The sequence below is a fragment of the Grimontia indica genome (assembly GCF_000333895.2).
Taxonomy (GTDB): domain Bacteria; phylum Pseudomonadota; class Gammaproteobacteria; order Enterobacterales; family Vibrionaceae; genus Enterovibrio; species Enterovibrio indicus.
On sequence record NZ_ANFM02000030.1, the window covers coordinates 98,793 to 116,734 of the forward strand.

Consider the following 17,942-nt stretch of genomic DNA (forward strand, 5'->3'; position numbering starts at 1 on the left):
GGACTGTTATGACTAAGTTGAACGCCTATTTTGGAGAGTTTGGCGGACAGTATGTTCCTCAAATTCTGGTTCCAGCGTTAGACCAACTGGAGCAAGCGTTTATTGACGCACAGAACGATCCAGCTTTTCAGGAAGAATTCATTTCTCTTCTTAAAGAGTATGCAGGTCGTCCTACTGCCCTCACCCTTTGTCGCAACCTGACCAAAGGGACGAAAACCAAACTTTACTTGAAGCGTGAAGATCTGCTTCACGGCGGTGCACACAAAACCAATCAGGTGTTGGGTCAGGCGCTACTGGCTAAGCGTATGGGCAAAAAAGAAATCATTGCCGAAACCGGCGCTGGTCAACACGGCGTTGCTACGGCGCTGGCTTGTGCCCTGCTTGACCTGAAATGCCGCGTATACATGGGCGCGAAGGACGTTGAACGTCAAAGCCCGAACGTATTCCGCATGAAACTGATGGGCGCAGAAGTCATCCCTGTTCATTCTGGCTCTTCAACTCTGAAAGATGCCTGCAACGAAGCGCTGCGTGACTGGTCTGCAAGTTACGAAGAAGCCCACTACCTGCTGGGCACGGCTGCAGGTCCTCACCCATTCCCGACGATTGTTCGCGAATTCCAGAAGATGATTGGTGAAGAGACCAAGCAGCAAATTCTGGAAATCGAAGGCCGCCTGCCTGATAACGTGATCGCCTGTGTGGGCGGTGGTTCTAACGCCATTGGTATGTTCGCTGATTTCATCGAAGAAACCGATGTAGGCCTGATTGGCGTTGAGCCTGCAGGTCTGGGTCTGGACACAGACCAGCATGGTGCACCGCTTAAACACGGTAAACTCGGCATCTTCTTTGGCATGAAAGCGCCACTGATGCAGGATCCAAATGGTCAGGTAGAAGAGTCTTACTCTGTGTCTGCAGGTCTCGACTTCCCATCGGTTGGCCCTCAGCATGCGCATCTGAATTCTATTGGCCGCGCCGAATACGTGGCAATAACCGATGACGAAGCGCTGGACGCCTTCCAAGAACTGGCTCGTCACGAAGGCATTATTCCTGCACTGGAATCTGCTCATGCTTTGGCGTATGCGCTGAAGATGGCAAAAGAAAACCCAGAAAAAGAGCAACTGCTTGTAGTGAACCTGTCAGGCCGCGGTGACAAGGACATCTTTACTGTCCACGACATTTTGAAAGAAAAAGGAGTGATGTAATGGCTGCTACCTTGTCTCACCGCTATGAAGCGATGTTCGAAAAGCTGGATGCTAAAGGTGAAGGCGCATTCGTTCCTTTTGTCACCATTGGCGATCCAAATCCAGAGCAATCACTGCGTATCATTGAAACGCTGATTGAAAATGGTGCTGACGCGCTGGAGCTGGGTATTCCGTTCTCAGATCCACTGGCCGATGGCCCAACCATTCAGGGCGCAACCATTCGTGCGTTGGAATCTGGCACTACGCCGGACAATTGCTTCAGCATTCTGAAGGAGGTGCGTGAGCGTCATCCTGATATTCCTGTTGGCCTTCTGATGTATGCAAACCTGGTTTTCGCTAACGGCATCGATAACTTCTATGCAAAATGCGCAGAAGCTGGCGTAGATTCGGTGCTGATTGCTGATGTACCAGCAGGCGAATCTACCGAATTCCGTGAGTCCGCTGCCAAACATGGTGTTCACGCTATCTTTATCGCGCCACCGAACGCGAACGAAGAAACCCTGAAAACCATTTCTGAACTTGGCGGTGGCTACACTTACCTGCTTTCCCGTGCTGGCGTTACCGGTGCAGAAACCAAAGCCGGTAAGCCAATTGAGCACCTGCTCGCTCAACTGTCGGCGTTCGATGCACCTCGTCCTTTACTGGGCTTTGGTATTTCAGAGCCAGCTCAAGTTAAAGAAGCTATTACTGCAGGCGCTGCGGGGGCGATTTCAGGTTCAGCTGTGGTGAAAATCATCGAGCGTAATGTTGCTGATGAAGCAAACATGCTGAAAGAGCTTGGCGAGTTCGTTGCAAACATGAAAGCCGCAACAACCAAGTAAGACGAAGCCGTCCCAGATCTCCGATATTTAAGGCCATCATCCGATGGCCTTTTCTTTTCTCTGGCTCCTTTGCGTTTTAACTGCCAGAAGTTTTCGGTAAACTTTGGGTCTTATTGAGCAAGCCAAAAGCTCTGCCACAAGGATCACTCTCTGAATGAAACAGCTTCTCGACTTTATCCCGCTCATTATCTTCTTCGCACTTTACAAGATGTACGACATCTACACGGCAACGGGAGCGCTGATTGTCGCGACAATTATTCAGGTCGCCGTTACCTGGGTGCTCTACAAAAAAGTCGAGAAGATGCAGATTGTCACAGCGGTATTGGTGGCTGTTTTCGGCGGCATGACGCTGTTTTTCCAAGATGACAATTTCATCAAATGGAAAGTAACGATTGTTTACGCCCTGTTTGCCATTGGGTTGATGGTTTCTCAGGTTCTGGGTAAACCACTTATCAAAGGCATGCTTGGCAAAGAAATTACGCTGCCAGACAATGTGTGGCGAAACATCAACTCAGCCTGGGTTGGTTTTTTCACGGCGTTGGCGATACTCAACGTTTATGTCGCCTATCAGATGCCACTGGATGTTTGGGTGAATTTCAAAGTGTTTGGTTTGTTAGCACTGACGTTGGCATTTACCATAGTGAGCGGTGTTTACATCTACAAGCACATGCCAAAAGAAACCGATTCAGAAGAACAATAACTCGCACAAAAATCACTCTGAGGGTGTTACGGGCTGTTGACCCTAGGCTCACCCTTTTTCAATTTCATTTCCCGGAAGTCGTATCATGTCGGAAACGAATAATTGCCCTCGCGGTCAACTCTTACTGCGAACGCTTGCTATGCCCGCTGACACCAATGCTAATGGTGATATTTTTGGCGGTTGGATTATGTCCCAGCTTGATTTAGCTGGTGCCATTTTGGCGAAGGAGATCTCCCTCGGTCGCGTGGTTACCGTCTCTGTTCAGGAAATTGTGTTCAAAACCCCTGTCTCAGTGGGCGATGTCGTTTGTTGTTACGGTGAATGTACCCGTATTGGCCGCACTTCTATGAGTGTAAGCCTGGAAGTATGGGTGAAACCCGTGGCAACAGACGGCATTGGAACCCGCCGCAAAGTCTGTGAAGCAACGTTCAATTATGTTGCTATTGATGGTGATGGGCGCCCAAGACCGATAAATAAGTCATAAATCAGAAAAACTTGCCTGCGCAATCGTGTAGCCTTGCATACAATAGGCCGAAGACACTAGGCGAGAAAAACTCGGAGAAAGCACGGATGTGGTACGTCATTTTTTCACAAGATGTTGAAAACAGTTTGCCGTTAAGAATGCAAGTGAGGGAACAACACCTCGCCCGTTTACGCGATTTGGAAGCTCAAGACCGTCTTCTGGTGGCAGGCCCAAATCCAGCTGTCGACAGTGAAGACCCAGGCGAAGCGGGTTTCACTGGCTCAACCGTGATTGCTAAGTTTGATAGCTTGGAAGATGCCAAAGCATGGGCAGATGCAGACCCTTATATCGAGGCGGGCGTCTACAAAGACGTTATCGTGAAGCCATTTAAAAAAGTTTTGCCCGCGTAATTTCAGCGGCAGATTAAACGCACAGGAATGTTCAATGCGAAAGACTCTTAAAACAGGACGTATCGCGCTGATGAGCGCCGCAGCACTGGTGCTCTCGGCCTGTTCAAGCACTTCAGATCTCGAGATAGCGGAATCCTTCGCTTCACAGCGTGCAGACATGCTGAGCAAACTCGTACCGATTCAAATGAACGGATACAACTTGGTGCGCGCGAAATCTAACAGCACTGAAATTGAACTGACGTTGCTGTATTCAGGTAGCGGAGATGTCGCCCCCGCAGCACTGGCTGAAGGTTTGGAGAAAACCTATTGTACGGATAACGAAATCTATTCGCTGATGGAGAAAGGCGTGCACTACAAACTGCTTTTCCGCGATGCACGCGGGCGCCCGGTTTTAGAACGAATCATTCGCAGTGAAGATTGCGAAAAACACCTATAAAACAAAGCCCGCAAACGCGGGCTTTGTTATTTTTGAAGCTCGAAGCCGAGGATAAATGACATCACTTTCTCTCTCGGCATTTCGCAGGGTTTCAACGACCAGATCTCATCAACGAGATACAAATTCCCGCTGATAAAATCAGATCCCGCCAGAGACTCTGCGTAAACTTTTACCGCATGTCCGTTGCTGTAGCGCTTCACTGAAAGTCCCCAACGCTCATCTTTGTACCGAACGTCATAATGACCTGAGTCTAGTGTTTCTATCCGTTGAAATGCATCCATAAAGCTTCGAACCTAAATTAAGACCTATGTTTAAAATGCATCACTTTCAGCGCACTGTCAGTATCAATATCTTCAAATTCCGGTGGATTGGTAAGGCGTGAGACCAAAGCAAACTCAGGAGCCAACTCAGCCATTTGCTCTGTCAAGAATTCTGGTTTCACGTCTGGCGCATTCACACAAGCTAGTACATCACCACCATCAGCGACCAATTCTGGTAAACGTCTCAGGATCTTAGCGTAATCTTTGGTCAACACGAAGCTGCCTTTCTGGAATGAAGGCGGGTCGATGATCACTAGATCGTAAGGACCAAACTTCTTCACCTTACCCCATGATTTAAAAAGCTCGTGACCGAGGAAACTTACCTTGCTCAAATCGTGCTGATTCAGGTGATGGTTTTCTCGGCCTCTAGATAGCGAAGATTTCGCCATATCCAGATTAACGACTTTTTCTGCGCCACCTTCAATAGCCGCCACAGAGAAACCACAGGTGTAGGCAAACAAGTTCAATACGCGTTTGCCAGCTGCATTTTCTTGCACCCATTGACGGCCAAGGCGCATATCCAGAAACAGACCGTTATTCTGGCGCTTACCCAAGTCCAACTTGTAGTTAAGGCCGTTCTCAACCACTTCAATCTGGTTTGGCATTTCGCCCACCAAGGTTTCGGTTTCTGAGCCTTCACGGTCGCGATGCTGAAGAATGACCGTCGTACCTTGGCATTTCGTCCACACATCACTTGCTACCAAAGCGCTTATGCCTTCTTGCAACGCTGCATAGAATTCACTATCTGATTCTTTGAATATCGCAATCTGAAGCACGCCTTTACCCAGCCAATCTGCGGTTAGCTGCTCTAAACCTTCGTAGCAACGCCCACGTCCATGGAAAACACGGCGTACTTCTTGGTTACACTCAGCAAGGCGAGCGCTAAGCACGTCAAAAAATGTAGGCAGCGCGGCGGCATTCATCATTCAATCGTTTCCTTTGCGTTTTCGGTAAAGACATTCTGTTCGACAATCTGACTGCTCAACTGCAAGTTATAAAATTCACAGTTGCGGCGGTTACACCCGCGCGCTTTTTTCTTTCTCAGTTGGCGACGAAAGTTCGCCAAGCTCCAATAACGACTCGAAGAGCCTGACTTTCTAAGCGTGCGTGTTTTCTTTTGTTTAAGTGCCATTTTCGACTCCATACTTCCATCCTTGGAGTACTTAATTACTATTTTTGGTGCGGCAACTTCGGCCAGTTTAACGCTTCCGGTGTTTGCCATTCTTCTGGCAGTTCAGGCCATTCGTTACCAATGCTTGGCTTTTGTTGGAATAAAAATGCCTCGCCACCGTGATTGAACCTAAGGGCAAACGCATGAAGGTATCCCCTGTCTGCCCCCGCCCCGCTGTATGTTTCATCACCCATAATTGACGACCCAACACTTTTCAGCGCCACACGGATCTGGTGAGTTTTTCCTGTGTAAGGCTTGCAGAGAAATAAGCGTTTACCTTCACCACCAGACGTGGAAAAGAACTGGGTAATAGCAGGATTGCTTTTGGTGGATAGAAGCTTCCACATTGAGCGGCGACTTTTGGTCATATCACCAATAATGGTTCCCTGCTTTTTACTCGGCTTCTTTGCAGACACAGCCAGATAAAACTTCTGCACCGTTTTATCAGCAAACATTGAAGAAAGCTCAGAGGCCGCTTGTTGATGACGTCCTAATAGAAGCAAGCCAGAGGTCATTTTGTCCAGTCGATGGATCAGGTAGAGTTTTTCGTCGCCCGTTTGCTTCGCCACTTCACTCAAAAGAGGCTGATCATCATCGTCTTTGTGAACACTAATGCCGGGATGTTTATCGATGACCAGAAAGTCATCATTCTGAAAAACCAGACTGAACATGGGTAAACCTGTCGCTACAGAAAAATAAGCGCAGAGTGTAAACCCAATCGCCCCAAATTTCTCTAATCAGAAAAGAAAATCCCCGGTATTTACCGGGGATACGAGGTTGAGTTTGCGCTTGATGAGGATTACTTAATCACGGGCCATAGGAAAACCAACGCCATAAGGATTGGACACACAATACGAACGTAGGTTGGCCACACTTTCCAGAACAGACTCTCCGATATTTCTGGGTTACCTTGACGCAACTCTTCCAGTACCTGATTACGCTTCCAAATCCAACCAGCAATCAGCGCCATGATAAGCCCCAGAATTGGCTGCATGTACTCTGTGGTAATGCTGATCACCAGACCAAACAGTGAACCAAAGTTGAAGATAATAACGGCAGAAAACACAGCGATTGCACCACCAATCCACCACACAACTGTCTTACGATCTTTGTTCAGTTCTTCAGAAGCACAAGACACTGGCACTTCAAGCATAGAAATCGATGAGGTCAGGGCTGCAATGACCATCAGCGCAAAGAACGCCACGCCTACAATCAGACCTGCACCACCCATGGTGTCAAACATCGCTGGTAACACACTGAATACCAGCGTATCACCATCCAAGAGGCCACCGGCTTCGTTGTAAATCTGCACACCGTTGTGTTGAGCCGCGAACATTGCAGGGAGGATCAGAAGGCCCGCAACAAAGGCAACGCCAGTATCAAGCAAAGCAACCTGCGCCGCTGTTTTAGGCAGATCCGCATCTTTGCGAAGGTATGAGCCGTAGACCATCATGGTGCACACACCGATAGACAGAGAGAAGAATGCCTGCCCCATCGCACTGACCATCAGATCAGGAGAGAAGTGCGAAGTATCCGGAACCAGATACATCTTCAGGCCATCAACAGCACCCGGTTGGAAAAGGGTATAAATCACCATCAAGATGAACAGCACAAACAGCACCGGCATCAAACGGCTTGACCATTTTTCAATACCGTCTGCAACACCATTACGAACCACCAGAATCGTCAACACCATGAACAGCAACATCAATACCAGATTGCGTTCAATGCTGAAGCCTTCCAGCCAAGCCGCTGCTGCATCCATTCCCACCGCACTCAGCAACGGGCCCACGAGAAAGCCGAAGAACCAGCCAGCTACAATGGCATAGAAGCTGAGAATACCACTCACGCCCAACATACCAGCGATACCTACCGCAGAGCCAAGCACTTTTTGTTTTGGTGCAACAGAAATCAGGGAACGAATAGGGTTAGATGCACCGTAACGACCGATGGTCAGTTCAGCCACTAACAGTGGGTAAGCCAGAATAAATACCATTGCGAGGTAGGTCAGTAAAAAGACGGCACCACCATTGCTAGCCGCTTGCGTAGGGAAACCCCAAATGTTGCCAAGGCCCACCGCAGAACCTGCGGCGGCAAGAATAAACCCTAAACGGGAAGAAAATTGGGCTCTATTACCGCTTGCCATAATCACTCTCTAAAAATTTTTAATGTTGTTATACCCAATTCGTCCCTGACAGCCTCATTCAGCGAGAGTTAACTGGGTGGTTCTTTTCCTGGTAATGTTCGACCTTCCTTGGGAAGCGATCGCCAGACTGTAAACTTATAATTACAGAACTCAAAACTCCTGTTTGATGCACAGGCATGGCAAGTAAACCAGTTAGAGAATAAAATTTGAAGCGATCGCGCTATATTTTTCGATCAGCCAACATAATTCCCCATTTCCGCCCTCCTTCTGATTACTTTATAAACACTTAGTGACAAAGATTTATTAACAACTGTCTGTTGAGTTGGAAAATACTTCCCGTCTGCCTCGCGATTGGGAATATGCATAGCTAAATACAGTGCATACTGTTTCTTAACAGCCTATATTGGGGATGTTTTGGGTCTAAGTGGATTGAAATGGATAAGATTTATCAGTTTTTGGTGTGGGCAAGCGTCTTCTTTTATTGGTTGCTTATCGCTGGTGTGACTATTCGCGTGGTGCTCAAACGTCGCGCACTCGGTGTTTCCATCGCCTGGTTGATGATCATCTATATCATTCCTATTGTTGGTGTCATTCTTTACCTGCTTTTTGGCGAGCTCAACCTTGGCAGGAAAAGGGCCGAACGCGCCAGATCTATGTTTACGCCTTATGGTAAATGGCTTGAAACCATCAATGAATGTGAAGCTCACCGACCACAGCACCAAAGTTTCCTCGCTCGCCCTGTTCACGATTTATGCCTGCGACGGGCAGGTATCCCTGCGTTGGCGGGTAATCAACTCACGTTGTTCAATGAAACCGCAGACATTCTCCGGAACATAGCTCAAGACGTCAGGGAGGCCGAACACTCAGTCAATATGGTCTTCTATATCTGGCATCCTGGCGGACATGCAGACGATGTCGCCAAAGCGGTGTGTGATGCAGCGAAACGCGGCGTTACGGTGCGAATTCTGCTTGATTCCGCTGGAAGCAAAACCTTTTTCAGAAGCCATTGGCCTGATGCGATGCGTAAAGCCGGGGTGGAACTCATTGAAGCCCTTGCCGTCAGTCCAGCGCGTATGTTCCTTCGCAGACTGGATATCCGTCAGCATCGCAAAATCGTTATTGTCGACAATAAGATTGGCTATACAGGCTCGATGAACTTGGTCGACCCTCGTTTCTTTAAACAGAATGCAGGTGTAGGCCAATGGGTCGACATTATGGTCAAAGCCGAAGGTCCATCCGTGCCTATTCTCAACAGTATATTTGCCTGGGACTGGGAGGTGGAAACCGGCCTTCGCTATCTGCCCGATTTGCCTCAGTGCAGCTTGATTGAAGAACATCGCCATGCAAACCACTCGGTTCAGGTTGCACCTTCCGGACCCGGTATGCCGGATGGCATTATTCAACAGGTATTAATGCTGGCGATTCATCAGGCGAAAAAGAGTCTGACAATCACCACACCTTATTTAGTACCCAGTGAGAGCCTGCTTAGTGCACTGCAAACGACTGCCCAGCGCGGGGTCACAGTAAATATTATTATTCCGGCCAAAAACGACAGCCTGATGGTGGAATGGGCCAGCCGCTCTTTCTTTAACGAGCTGTTACGCGCGGGCATTAATATCTATCGTTTCAATGGCGGACTTTTGCATACTAAGTCAGTGATGGTCGATGACAATTTCTGTCTTATCGGGACGGTGAACTTGGATATGCGCAGCCTTTGGCTCAATTTTGAATTGACGCTCTGCGTAGATGACCCTGAATTTTGCGACGATTTAGTTGCGCTGCAAAATGGCTACATGGCGAACTCTTCTCTGGTTGACCGAACCGAGTGGTCTAGACGTTCTGTGTTTAATCGTCCGATTGAGCAGTTCTTTTATATGTTTAGCCCTTTACTTTAACTTATACCCCACTCTATCCAGAAAATTGTTACTAATACTTGCGTTAAAAGTATTCAAAAAGTTGAGCTTTATATATATTCATAAAGTTTTACAAAATAATAGAATGTGACCTGGAACTTTCTTTCAGGTCTTTTTTGGTTATTAAATAATCTCCCTGCTTAAAATAAACTCAAAGCAATAAGTGACAGGTATCACACTTGCTACAAGTCATTTCACACGCCTATTATAAGTTCTTAATTTTCATCATGTTATATTTACAAAAACAATAAACTCATTGCGATACATTCTTATAACACAACTGCCTAGCGGATTAGACTTTATTTCATTTCCAGTTGTACTATGCATGCCACTTATAACACCAATAAACTAGTGATAATCGTGTATATTCAATCGGAACTGAGTTTTTTATGCCGACTCGTTGCTCTCAAATCAGCCAAGCGTCATCACGATTGGTTGGAACAGCAAGGCGTCACATTAAGTTCTGAACAGGCAATTACTATCGCCGCAGTGGCAGACAAAGGTGAACTGCGCCAAGGCGATCTGATGGGGTTGCCATATTTAGCCAGTGAAAAGTCGAAAGTCAGTCGTGTCGTGCAAGGCTTGGTGATGGAGGGTTATATTGACCGTCGTGATGACATTCATGACCGCCGATCCAAAATCTTGACCTTGTCTGAAAAAGGACAAATGATGGCCGACATGATGTCTCAAGCAGAATCCAACAATAAGTTGATTTTGTCTTCATTGCTTTCCAATGAAGAGATGTCTTCATTGCAAAAAGCACTGGAAAAAATTGTACGCGCAATGTGATGCCCGTAAAGCCCGAGCCCTGCTCGGGTTTTTCTTTTTTAGCCCACCTAAAGCCCGCAACTCCTTAAAAATTACCGTATTTAATACGTGAAAAAAGATCCATATACGCATCAGTATCTTGATCAATGTTTGTGCATTTTTACGCATTTTTTTGCGATCCATATACATCTAGTTGACTACACTTGAAGTGCGGAATGGGGACGCAGCTAAGGGGTGGTTTATGTTGGCTCGACACAGAAACTATTTGCTCAAAGACACAAAGCAATTACACGCTCACGTACAGGTTAATCCTACCGGCCTGTTAGAAATTGAGATCGTTGAGAAACGTCAATGCCACGCTGCAGAGTTTGAACACTTAAGGTTCGAACGCAGCGGCAGAGTGACGAAGTTGGTAGGCAAACACACGTCAAATGGCAAACCAGTCCATTGGCAATTGCCACTTGCAAATGATGACGCCAAGGAACTGGAGCATCTCATCGAAGAAGCCACGGAAGAGCTTGAAATACTGATGAGAGATCTATAACAATTTCATAGCACCATAGTGCCCATTGACGCTGCTCCGGCAGCGTTTTTTCTTTTTAAAGTCACCATTGATCCTGCATAATGGCTACTGGTTTCGAGCTGGCTTAACGCTTCATGTCTAAAGATATTTTTAATACTATCGACCTTAATCTTCTCAGAGTTTTCCTTGTCTTGTTCCAAGAGAAAAACACGAGGAAAGCCGCCGAGCGTTTGTATGTAACACAACCTGCCGTCAGCCAAAACCTTAAAAAGCTCCGTCATTTTTTCAATGATGAGCTATTTATAAAAGTCCCAGAGGGGCTACAACCAACATCCAAAGCGGAAGAATTAGCCGCAAAAATTATTCCGGCTTTAAACGATCTCCAATCTTCTTTGAATGAACTGGAAGCGTTTGAACCTCTCACCCTGAAGAAAAAAATCAGGATCGCATTTGCCCCTCAAGTCATGATACGTCTGTCCGGCACTTTTATTCTTGAGCTCAGGGAAAAAGCCCCCTTCCTCGAGGTTGAAGTTGTTAATTGGACTTCTTCTACTATTACAGACATTGAAAGTGGCCAACTTCTAATGGGTATTTCATATGGCCTTGATGTTAAGCCTAAACATATTCGGGAGCAGAAGTTAGTCGACCTCACGGGTTGTTGCGCGGTAAGAAAAGACCACCCAATTCAATCAAAATCCGCGACACCGAACGAATTTTCTAAGTACGAGCTTGCCTCTCTTTTCATCCCTGGTTGGAGTGAAGACCTTCCCGTTGCAGCCAAGAAGATGAAAGAATTATCTCTCCCTTACAAAGTTGGCTTTCGCTCTGCCTACCCAATGGCGATAGTCGATGTTTTACATAAATCAGACATGTTTTTCGCTACCAGCAATCTCTTTCCCTTCAGTTCATACCCTTCTCTGCGTCGTATAGATATTGATACCCAAGATTTCGAACTAACCTACTCCCTCAATAGTTTCTTCCACCAAAGAAACGGTAACGACCCTCTAACTCTATGGCTCAACAGCCTTGTAAAAGAAGAACTGGAACTCGCTATCCAATAACCAGACCTAATCACCGACATAACTGCTGCTAATTGGGGGTTATCACATTAATCCCCTATTCTGGTCTCGCCACTTAAGGACTGGCTCACGTAATTAGCAAGGATGCTCCCTTATAAAGAGAGCAATCATGAAAAAAGCAGTGTTAGCAGGTTCCATCTTCCTCCTTCCTTTAAGCGCTTTGGCAGCCGATTTCTCAGGCCACCGAGCAGGCGTTGGCTTTATCAGTGCTGATATTGAAAATATTTATGGTGAGCGCGTTGATTGGGGTAATGGTTTCAAACTCGAATATGGCTATGACATTAACCGAATAGTTGGTGTCAACGTGTCATATAGCAACACAAGCGACAGTGTCGAGCTCATTGCTGATGGGAAACGATACGGTACGAACTTGAAAACCAACACATACAAGTTAGATGCGGATATCGGCTATACCTTCGATCTCAATCAATTCCATGTAAAACCTTACGGCGTCATTGGCCTTGCAAGCTACAAAGACAAGTACGAATTTCATGCTGGTGATGCGGGAAGTGCTTCCAGCTCTTACTCAGACAGCGCGATTTACGTCGGTGCGGGTGTAAGAGCAACTTTCAATGACACCATCTATACCGACCTGCGCATTGACCGCCTGACAGACGATGCCTTCACTGACCACTTTTCGCTTTCCATCGGCTATAAGTTCTGAGCCATTCGCTAACAGGAAGAAGTAACGATGAAAAAATTAGTATGCTCTGTAGCACTAGCATTCAGCTCAATGGCAACCGCAGATATCCATTTTTCTCCTGACCTGAAAATCGGAATGCAGTGGGGCTTGGGTGCTCAACTTGGCGTTAACGATGTCATGGGGTTTGAAGCCGTGTATGGCAGTTTCGGAATTGCCGATTCCTACTGGTTCTCTGACAAAGAGTCAGTTAAACACTACCGTTTAGGTGTTCAATATTTAGAAAGTAAACACCAAGCGTATTCGGTTCAGCTCGAAGCTGGTATTGCTGAGTACAAAGGCACAAGAAACTACTTTGGCCGTGATAGAGAAGATCTGAAGGCCTATGGACCAAGTGTCGGCGCAGCATTGGTATTTGATTACAATCTACCTATCAAAGTCAGATATGGTCTTGAAATGGGATACTTCCGACATCAGGACACCTTTCTACCTAGCGGCTTAGCGCCTCAACTCAACGTCGGTGTGATCCTCCCACTTTGATGGCTGCCGTTTTTCAGCATTTTTCGCCGTAACTTTAACGCTCGACGCATGTTGGGCGTTTGTTACATCCTCATACTATGGATGAATGTACATTTAAGGCCACTCTGGTAAAATGCGCCAAAATTCAAATGTGAGCATGACGAGAGCCAAATATGCCAATGTATGTTGTGGGTCATAAGATCCCTGATTCTGATTCTATCTGTGGTGCAATTGCACTTGCATACCTGAAAAACCAAATCGGTGAGCCAGCAGTAGCAGCGCGTCTTGGAGAACCTTCTCCAGAGACTGCTTTCATCCTGGAACGCTTTGGTTTCGAAGCTCCTGAGCTGAAACTGAGCTATGCAGGCGAAGAAGTTTACATCGTTGACCACTCTGAACTGACTCAAGCACCTGACGACATCGCAGAAGCAACGATCGTCGGTATCGTTGACCACCACAAACTGGGCGACCTAACTACTTCTACCCCACTGGAATGTTGGATCCGTCCTGTTGGCTGTTCTAACACCGTCATCAAAATGATGTATGACTTCCACGGTGTAGAAATTCCAAAAGAGATCGCAGGCATCATGATGTGCGCGATTCTGAGCGACACCGTTATCTTCAAATCTCCAACCTGCACCACCGCAGACATTCGTTGTGTTGAAGACCTAGCGAAGATTGCTGGTATTGAAGACTACGAAGCCCTTGGCCTGGAAATGTTCAATGTGAAATCAGCAGTCGCTGGCACACCTATCCGTGATCTGGTGATGCGTGATTACAAAGACTTCAACATGAACGGTAATCTGGTAGGCATCGGCCAATTGGAAGTAGTCGATCTATCAGTATTCGACGACATTAAATCAGAACTGGAAGCAGACATCGCTACTCTAAAAGCAGAAGGCGAGCGCCATACTGTGATGTTGCTACTGACTGACATCATGAAAGAAGGTTCTGAGCTTCTGGTTATCTCTGATGACGTTTCTGTTGTTGAGCGTGCATACGGTAAAGAAACCGAAAACGGCCGCGTTTGGCTTGATGGAGTTCTGAGTCGTAAGAAGCAGGTCGTTCCACCGCTTCAAGACGCATTTGCTTAATTGCGCATATCGATTAAAAAGGGCGGATTTCCGCCCCTTTTTAATACACTTAAGTGACAGATTTTCTGGCTATAAATAACAGCCAATATATAATCATCTAGTCAAAGTGACTTTGTTTTGTGATCGGCATAATAATAAAGCTCCCAACATCATTATTTGATGAATAATAAGTACCACCCTTTATTAATACACCACCTTCAAAACCAACATCCTTACGTTGTCGTTTATTTATCTAAAGAACAGCCGCTAAGCTCCACACCTTAAAAACTGCGATATCAACCGATGTCACTGCAACTACATGTCTAATCAACCCATTGAATTTGAATGAGCTCTGCATCAAATATTGAAGAATGAATTAATTCTCAATATTAATACACTTTTAAATAATAATTAAAAAATCATCATATCCATAGTCACAAAGCCTTAATTAAGCCCTACTCTATTCAGGTGATTATTCTTATAAAAGACTGGTAGATAATTGAGGGTTCATGGATGTCCGAAGAGACTCTAGATCAGATGGCTAATAAAAAAGTATTTATTTCTAAAAATGGACGAGTTGAATATGCACAAAGTGGAATAAAAATAAATCAGGGTGACGTTATTTTTATTCCACTGCAAAATGAAGAAAACAATAGCTCTGCAACTGGGGATGATATAGCTTCGCATACCGTACTGCTTGTGGACGGTGACGTTTCGCCGGACATGGTACTGACGGATGATCTCGAGGAAATTCTTAAGGCAATCAGCGAAGGTAGAGACCCTTTACTAGTTGCAGATGTGGATCCACAAGCTGGCGAAGCTTCACCAGGTTCTTCACTTTCGCCACAGGCTGTCATTCTCGCCAATTCACTTTCAGTATTGACTTCAGCGGGATTTGATACCGATTACACTTTCGGTAACCGCTCCCCCTTTCTTGACGTTTTTGGAGAAAGCGCTTTATTAAACACTCAAGAATCAGGGGCATCTTCGCCAAGTGTCCCTTCTCTCCTTCAAGCGACATTAAATGGCAGTAACTCTGTATTTGAAGGAGGCACTGCGACATATACCATTACATTATCAGAGCCTGCAACGTCGGACATTGTGATCACTATTAGTGTGCAGCATAAAACATCAGAATCCGGCGATATAACACCTATTTCCCAAGAATTGGTGATCCCTAAAGGCCAAACTCAAGCCATCTTTGTCGTTGATATATTAGACGACTCCCTTGATGAAAGTGACGATGATGACAGCTTTGAAGTTTCTATTATCAAAACTGAAGTCAGCGATAACCAACAGTTAGTCGATTTATCCGCCCCCTTAACGACTACCATTTTGGATGAAGACACTGAAGATCTGAAGGCTGGTGAAGACACTCCAATACTTTCATTGAGTGGCGATAGCGTCGTGGATGAAGGCTCTGACGCGACCTACACATTGGAGCTTTCTGAGGCTCCATATTCAGACATGGAAATAGTCGTTACTATTAGCCACATTTCCAGTGAAACTGGAGATATAACAGTTTCAGAAAAGTTAGTCGTCATTCCTGAAGGCAGCACAACAGCAAGCTTTACTGTAGAAGCCCTTAATGATGTTTATGATGAACGTGCTGACGAAGATACCTTTAAAGTTGAAGTAACAAGTTCCGCGGGGGGATCCTTTGAAGGACTACCTGCTGTACCTAATGCGGTGGAAACCACCATCGACGATGGCACCACCACGGATGCACCGACGCTCACCTTAACTGGCGATGCCTCGGTCAATGAGGGTGAGAACGCCAACTACACCTTGACGCTCTCGGATGCACCTACTTCTGACTTCACCATCACTGTGGTAGTTGGCCACAAGACGACAGAAGAGGGTGATATCACCCCGGTGACTCGTGATGTGGTGATCACTGCCGGTACTACTTCAGTCGACTTCACGGTAGACACTCTTATCGACAGCCTCAATGAATCGGCGGATGATGACGTGTTTACCGTCTCGGTGAATGCCACCTCCGGTGGTGACTTTGAGGCGCAGCCCACCGCGCCAGCAGCCGTGGAAACCACCATCAATGATGGCACCACCACGGATGCACCAACCCTGACACTGACGGGTGATGCCTCAGTGAATGAAGGCGAAGCGGCCAGCTACACCTTGACGCTCAGTGAAGCGCCAACCGCGGATTTCACGGTCACTGTCGTTATCGGCCATAAGACCACGGAAGATGGCGACATTCAGCCAGTGACCCGCGATGTCGTGATCGCTGCGAACACCACTTCCATCGATTTCACCGTGGATACCCTGGACGACAGCCTGAATGAATCCGACGATGATGATGTGTTTACCGTCTCGGTGAATGCCACCTCCGGCGGTGACTTCGAAGCGCAGCCAACGGCGCCAGCTGCCGTCGAAACCACCATCAATGACGGCACCACCACGGATGCACCGACGCTCACCTTAACTGGCGATGCCTCGGTCAATGAGGGTGAGAACGCCAACTACACCTTGACGCTCAGTGAAGCACCAACCGCGGACTTTACCGTGACTATCGTCGTGGGTCACAAGACCACCGAAGATGGCGATGTCACACCAGTCACCCGTGATGTGGTGATCGCTGCAAACACCACGTCCATCGATTTCACCGTAGATACCCTGGACGACAGCCTGAATGAATCCGCCGATGAGGATGTGTTTACCGTCTCGGTGAATGCCACCTCCGGCGGTGACTTTGAGGCGCAGCCCACCGCACCGGCTGCCGTCGAAACCACCATCAACGACGGCACCACCACGGATGCACCAACCCTGACATTGACGGGTGATGCCTCAGTGAATGAAGGCGAAGCGGCCAGCTACACCTTGACGCTCAGTGAAGCGCCAACTGCGGACTTTACGGTCACCGTGGTGATTGGTCACAAGACCACGGAAGATGGCGATGTCACGCCTGTTACACGTGATGTGGTGATCGCTGCGAACACCACTTCCACCGACTTTACCGTCGATACGCTTGATGACAGCCTGAATGAATCGGCGGATGATGATGTGTTTACCGTCTCGGTGAATGCCACCTCCGGCGGTGACTTTGAGGCGCAGCCAAGCGCCCCGGCAGCCGTCGAAACCACCATCAACGACGGCACCACCACGGATGCACCGACCTTAACCCTGACGGGTGATGCGTCAGTGAATGAAGGCGAAGCGGCCAGCTACACTTTGACGCTCAGCGAAGCGCCAACGGCTGACTTTACCGTGACTATCGTCGTGGGTCATAAGACCACCGAAGATGGCGATGTCACGCCGGTGACCCGCGATGTCGTCATTGCGGCAGGCACCACGTCCATCGATTTCACCGTCGATACGCTTGATGACAGCCTGAATGAGTCGGCGGATGATGATGTGTTTACCGTCTCGGTGAATGCCACCTCCGGCGGTGACTTCGAAGCGCAGCCCACCGCCCCAGCTGCGGTAGAAACCACCATCAATGACGGCACCACCACGGATGCGCCGACCTTAACCCTGACGGGTGATGCCTCAGTGAATGAAGGCGAAGCGGCCAGTTACACCTTGACGCTCAGTGAAGCGCCAACGGCGGACTTTACGGTCACCGTGGTGATTGGTCACAAGACCACGGAAGATGGCGATGTCACGCCGGTCACCCGTGATGTGGTGATCGCTGCGAACACCACTTCCACCGACTTTACCGTCGATACGCTTGATGACAGCCTGAATGAATCGGCGGATGATGATGTGTTTACCGTCTCGGTGAATGCCACCTCCGGCGG

General features: G+C 47.4%; 19 protein-coding genes. 14 read left to right on the forward strand and 5 right to left on the reverse strand.

What is annotated here, in order from left to right; genetic code table 11:
- Positions 1-8 precede the first annotated feature (8 nt).
- The 6 genes from trpB to gspS2 all read left to right on the forward strand — a co-directional run bounded on the left by trpB (position 9) and on the right by gspS2 (position 4,029).
- On the forward strand, positions 9-1,199 hold the full coding sequence (gene trpB / locus D515_RS16705; protein WP_002540198.1) for a tryptophan synthase subunit beta: 1,191 nt from the start codon (positions 9-11) through the stop codon (positions 1,197-1,199).
- Positions 1,199-2,020, forward strand: coding sequence for a tryptophan synthase subunit alpha (trpA, locus tag D515_RS16710; protein ID WP_002540199.1), 822 nt, complete (start codon positions 1,199-1,201; stop codon positions 2,018-2,020). Before trpB ends, trpA begins: the two co-directional genes overlap by 1 nt.
- Before the next feature lie 154 nt (positions 2,021-2,174).
- The gene (locus D515_RS16715; RefSeq protein WP_002540200.1) at positions 2,175-2,720 is read left to right on the forward strand and encodes a septation protein A; all 546 of its coding nucleotides are present in this window, start codon (positions 2,175-2,177) and stop codon (positions 2,718-2,720) included.
- 85 nt (positions 2,721-2,805) lie between these two features.
- Positions 2,806-3,204, forward strand: a complete 399-nt coding sequence (yciA, locus tag D515_RS16720; protein WP_039850239.1) for an acyl-CoA thioester hydrolase YciA — start codon at positions 2,806-2,808, stop codon at positions 3,202-3,204.
- 86 nt (positions 3,205-3,290) lie between these two features.
- Positions 3,291-3,593 (forward strand): YciI family protein, encoded by a 303-nt coding sequence (locus D515_RS16725; RefSeq protein ID WP_002540202.1) that lies wholly within the window; start codon positions 3,291-3,293, stop codon positions 3,591-3,593.
- 34 nt (positions 3,594-3,627) lie between these two features.
- Positions 3,628-4,029, forward strand: coding sequence for a type II secretion system pilot lipoprotein GspS-beta (gene gspS2, locus D515_RS16730; RefSeq protein ID WP_002540203.1), 402 nt, complete (start codon positions 3,628-3,630; stop codon positions 4,027-4,029).
- Between the two features lie 26 nt (positions 4,030-4,055).
- Here the strand turns inward: gspS2 and D515_RS16735 are convergent, their stop codons facing one another.
- From D515_RS16735 to D515_RS16755, 5 genes are all read right to left on the reverse strand, one after another.
- Positions 4,056-4,310, reverse strand: a complete 255-nt coding sequence (locus D515_RS16735) for a hypothetical protein (RefSeq protein ID WP_002540204.1) — start codon at positions 4,308-4,310, stop codon at positions 4,056-4,058.
- Positions 4,311-4,327: 17 nt separating this feature from the next.
- Complete coding sequence (locus tag D515_RS16740; RefSeq protein WP_002540205.1) at positions 4,328-5,275, reverse strand: class I SAM-dependent methyltransferase; 948 nt, start codon at positions 5,273-5,275, stop codon at positions 4,328-4,330.
- Positions 5,272-5,481 (reverse strand): hypothetical protein, encoded by a 210-nt coding sequence (locus D515_RS16745; RefSeq protein WP_039850247.1) that lies wholly within the window; start codon positions 5,479-5,481, stop codon positions 5,272-5,274. Before D515_RS16745 ends, D515_RS16740 begins: the two co-directional genes overlap by 4 nt.
- 38 nt (positions 5,482-5,519) lie before the next feature.
- Entirely contained in the window at positions 5,520-6,191 is a 672-nt protein-coding gene (locus tag D515_RS16750) for a TIGR01621 family pseudouridine synthase (protein ID WP_002540208.1), read from the reverse strand.
- Positions 6,192-6,319: 128 nt separating this feature from the next.
- On the reverse strand, positions 6,320-7,666 hold the full coding sequence (locus D515_RS16755) for a sodium-dependent transporter (RefSeq protein ID WP_002540210.1): 1,347 nt from the start codon (positions 7,664-7,666) through the stop codon (positions 6,320-6,322).
- 434 nt (positions 7,667-8,100) lie between these two features.
- Here D515_RS16755 and cls point away from each other — a divergent pair, with 434 nt between their 5' ends.
- The 8 genes from cls to D515_RS16795 form a co-directional block, all read left to right on the forward strand.
- Positions 8,101-9,561 (forward strand): cardiolipin synthase, encoded by a 1,461-nt coding sequence (gene cls / locus D515_RS16760; protein WP_002540211.1) that lies wholly within the window; start codon positions 8,101-8,103, stop codon positions 9,559-9,561.
- Between the two features lie 378 nt (positions 9,562-9,939).
- Positions 9,940-10,368, forward strand: coding sequence for a MarR family winged helix-turn-helix transcriptional regulator (locus D515_RS16765; RefSeq protein ID WP_046308062.1), 429 nt, complete (start codon positions 9,940-9,942; stop codon positions 10,366-10,368).
- A 220-nt stretch (positions 10,369-10,588) separates the two neighbouring features.
- On the forward strand, positions 10,589-10,891 hold the full coding sequence (locus tag D515_RS16770) for a hypothetical protein (protein WP_002540214.1): 303 nt from the start codon (positions 10,589-10,591) through the stop codon (positions 10,889-10,891).
- A 113-nt stretch (positions 10,892-11,004) separates the two neighbouring features.
- A complete protein-coding gene (locus D515_RS16775; RefSeq protein ID WP_002540215.1) occupies positions 11,005-11,931 on the forward strand; it encodes a LysR family transcriptional regulator in 927 nt (308 codons plus the stop codon).
- Positions 11,932-12,058: 127 nt separating this feature from the next.
- Positions 12,059-12,613, forward strand: coding sequence for a porin family protein (locus D515_RS16780; protein WP_002540217.1), 555 nt, complete (start codon positions 12,059-12,061; stop codon positions 12,611-12,613).
- 27 nt (positions 12,614-12,640) lie between these two features.
- The gene (locus D515_RS16785; RefSeq protein WP_002540218.1) at positions 12,641-13,129 is read left to right on the forward strand and encodes a hypothetical protein; all 489 of its coding nucleotides are present in this window, start codon (positions 12,641-12,643) and stop codon (positions 13,127-13,129) included.
- A 152-nt stretch (positions 13,130-13,281) separates the two neighbouring features.
- Positions 13,282-14,202, forward strand: coding sequence for a manganese-dependent inorganic pyrophosphatase (locus D515_RS16790; protein WP_002540219.1), 921 nt, complete (start codon positions 13,282-13,284; stop codon positions 14,200-14,202).
- A 516-nt stretch (positions 14,203-14,718) separates the two neighbouring features.
- On the forward strand, positions 14,719-17,942 hold a 3,224-nt coding region (locus D515_RS16795), incomplete at its 3' end, for a beta strand repeat-containing protein (protein WP_338035037.1).